Source organism: Stenotrophomonas sp. YIM B06876, assembly GCF_030711595.1.
Taxonomy (GTDB): domain Bacteria; phylum Pseudomonadota; class Gammaproteobacteria; order Xanthomonadales; family Xanthomonadaceae; genus Stenotrophomonas.
Genome location: NZ_JAUJUJ010000084.1, coordinates 1 through 3,025, shown reverse-complemented (window position 1 = coordinate 3,025; position 3,025 = coordinate 1). Strand labels below are relative to the sequence as shown.

General features: G+C 57.3%; 2 protein-coding genes and 1 pseudogene. All 3 read left to right on the top strand.

What is annotated here, in order from left to right; all coding sequences use genetic code 11:
* Positions 1-936: pseudogene (locus QZH66_RS14700) on the top strand (hypothetical protein); the annotation flags it as partial.
* A complete protein-coding gene (locus QZH66_RS14695; RefSeq protein WP_305806668.1) occupies positions 933-1,874 on the top strand; it encodes a GNAT family N-acetyltransferase in 942 nt (313 codons plus the stop codon). The pseudogene QZH66_RS14700 and the gene QZH66_RS14695, both read left to right, overlap by 4 nt.
* A gap of 24 nt (positions 1,875-1,898) precedes the next feature.
* Complete coding sequence (locus QZH66_RS14690; protein WP_305806667.1) at positions 1,899-2,915, top strand: hypothetical protein; 1,017 nt, start codon at positions 1,899-1,901, stop codon at positions 2,913-2,915.
* Positions 2,916-3,025: the final 110 nt, after the last annotated feature.

Genomic DNA, 3,025 nt, shown 5'->3' with positions numbered 1-3,025 from the left:
ACTTATCCGATTGCGAGTGCGCACCTGATCGGTGCGACCCTGCATCGGTTGACAGGTTTGCCATGGGTTGCCGACTTCAGGGATCCGATGCTCAGCCCGGGCTATCCATCCGGCAAGTTGCGGCGGCGCCTCTGGGAGGGCATTGAGGCCTACGCCATGCAGAACGCGAAGTTTTGCGTGTTCACAACCGAGCGCGCGCGCAAGACGTTTCAGATGCGTTATCCGGCCAACGCCGACAAGTGCGTGGTGATCGAAAACGGTTACGACGAAGATGTGTTTACCTCGGCGCATCCCGCTCGGGTGGGCGCTCCGGTCAATCAGTTCCTGCTCTTGCACAGCGGCGTCATTTATCCGCAGGAGCGTGATCCTGGGGCACTTTTTGAAGCGGTGAAGTTGATTGTTGAGCGGGGCCTGTTGCCTCGAGCCTCTCTCAAGATCCGCTTTCGCGCGGCGCGACACGAATCGGAAGTGATGGCTTCGGCCCGTCTGCACGGCGTCGATGACATCGTCGAGTGCTTACCACCCATTTCGTATGCGGACGCCATCTCGGAAATGTTGGGCAGTGATGTCTTGTTGGTGTTTCAAGGTCGGGCATTCAATCCACAGATCCCCGCAAAGATATACGAGTACCTGCGCACCGGCCGCGCCATCCTGGGATTGATCGACTTTGAAGGCGATACGGCTCGCAAGCTCGAAACCTTCAAATGTGTCGAGCTGGCTTCCATCGATTCGTCGGAACAGGTGATGCATAAGCTTTTGAAGCTTCACGCCGAGTTCACGGCGTCAGGGGGAGTCGACATCTCGCACGACAACATCGCTCAGATCAAGCGGTACTCACGGAAAGACCAGGCGAGATTGCTGGCCGATGTGCTCGATCAGGCGCGTTCGAATGTGCAGTCAGCCAGCCAGATGGGCCAAGACGTGCGCCAACCATGAACCCACCCATCGTTCCACGAAAGATCGGTTTGCGGTTCTTGCTGGGGGAATGGGCGATCGGTATGTGGTATCCCCGCTTGGCCGTCATTGAACAACGCGATCTTGGTGCGGTTGCTAGCCCGCAGGCACCAGAGGCTTACGAGGTGCTTTTGAGTGCGGATGCAGCTGGTGTTCTGTGCCACAGGATTGAGCCTGCCCACTTTGATGTAGGCATTGGTCGGTATGGCCGCTGGCTGCGGTACGTGCGCAATCTCGATGTCCATTATTTCATCGAAATCCAGCAATCGTGGGACGCTTACTTCAGCAAGTTCACGGGGAAGTCCCGTCAAAATCTCCGCCGCAGTGTGAAGCGGTTCACAGAAAGGCAGCAAGGAGGCAACGGCGTCGAATTGATGACCTCACCCGCCGACATGCCCCGATTCCACCGCGAGGCGTTGCGCATTTCCGAGCAGACCTATCAGCACAAACTGCTAAAGAGCGGACTGCCCACGGACGATGCCTTTGTTGCCCACCTGGACAAACTTGCACGCGAGGGTAGGGCCAGGGGCTATCTATTGCACGATGGTGACCATCCTGTTGCCTATGCTTGGTGCAGTGTGTCCGGTGATGTGCTCAAGTATGAAGTCGTGGGGTATCTGCCCGAAAGTGCGGACCTGTCGCCCGGCACTGTCTTGCTTTATCACATCACCAAAGACGCGCACGCCATTCCGAATTGCAAATTCCTGGATTTTGGTCCGGGGGAGGCACTCTACAAGTCCATGTTTGCCAACTGCAAGGTCGAGTATGTCGATCTGTATCTGTTCCGAATGACTGCGTCCAACGTACTGTTGGTGGGTCTGCATCGAAGCCTGTCTCTGGCCAATGAAGGTCTTGGGCGACTCTTTGAAGCGGTAGGTATGAAGTCACGGATTAAGCGTTTGATCCGTGCAATCAGTTGAAGTGACGATGAAGGCATCTGACCCATGAAGACCAAGGTCTACTTCACTGTCGATACCGAAAACAGTATGGGAGGCGCGTGGTCCGATCCCAGGCTAAGGCCCGTGCCCTCAGACCGGCGCATCCATTGCCGGATCGATGGTGCGGACCATGGCATTGGTTGGATCTGCCAGCAACTCGTCAAGCGACATTTCAAAGCCACTTTTTTCGCAGAAGTGTTTGCTTCTCAGGTGTTCGGGGAAGATGACAGCCGGCGTTGGATGGCGTATCTCAAGGATCACGGCCAGGATGTGCAACTGCACACCCACCTCAACTTCCACTTCTACGCGCAGCAGTTGGCGCAGGGCGCGCTCATTACCCGTCGCACCGATGATCTGGCGCGCCTTGAGGACGTTGAACGGCAGCGCATGCTGGCCCAGGCCTGTGAGATCTTCGAGCGCCTGGTGGGCGAGCGCCCACGCGTCTTTCGAGCAGGCAATTGGGTATGTAGTCGGGAGCTGCTCGCGGATCTGCGTCAACAAGGCATCGTTCTCGACTCGAGCTACAACCATGTCGTGAAGGGAAAGGGCTCATTCGATAAAACCAGCCTGAAATTGAATGCCTTGCAGGTTGTCGGTGGCATGTTCGAGTTGCCCGTGACCCTGGCCCACCAGACGCTGCCCGAGCCCCGGCTTCGCGAGGGGCTGCGTCCACTGGACCCGACCTCAATGAGCAGTTGGGAATTGCGTTCATCGCTGGAGCAAGCTCAACAAGCGGGCATGGAGCATGTGGTGCTGGTTCTTCATTGCTTCAGCTTCGTCAAGAGCCGAGACGCGCAGTACCAAGACCTGCGGCCCGATAGGGTCGTCATGAATCGTTTCACGGCGCTCCTGGACCATTTGATGGCACACAACGATCGCTTCGAGGTGTCCACTTTGGGCGAGTTGGCCAGTTCGCTGCGGCCTGCCGACCTGGTGACGGACACCCAGACCCGCATCCCACAACTGGGTTTTGCGCGGCCGTTGGCGCGCAAACTGGTTCAGGTCGCCAACCGGTTGACCTGAGCTGCATGTACCCTGTTTATGTCCTGTGGCGAACTTCTGAATGGGATGATGAACGATGAAACTGCGAGCAACGATCAAGCGGGTGCGGAATATCTGGCGCCGGCACGGCT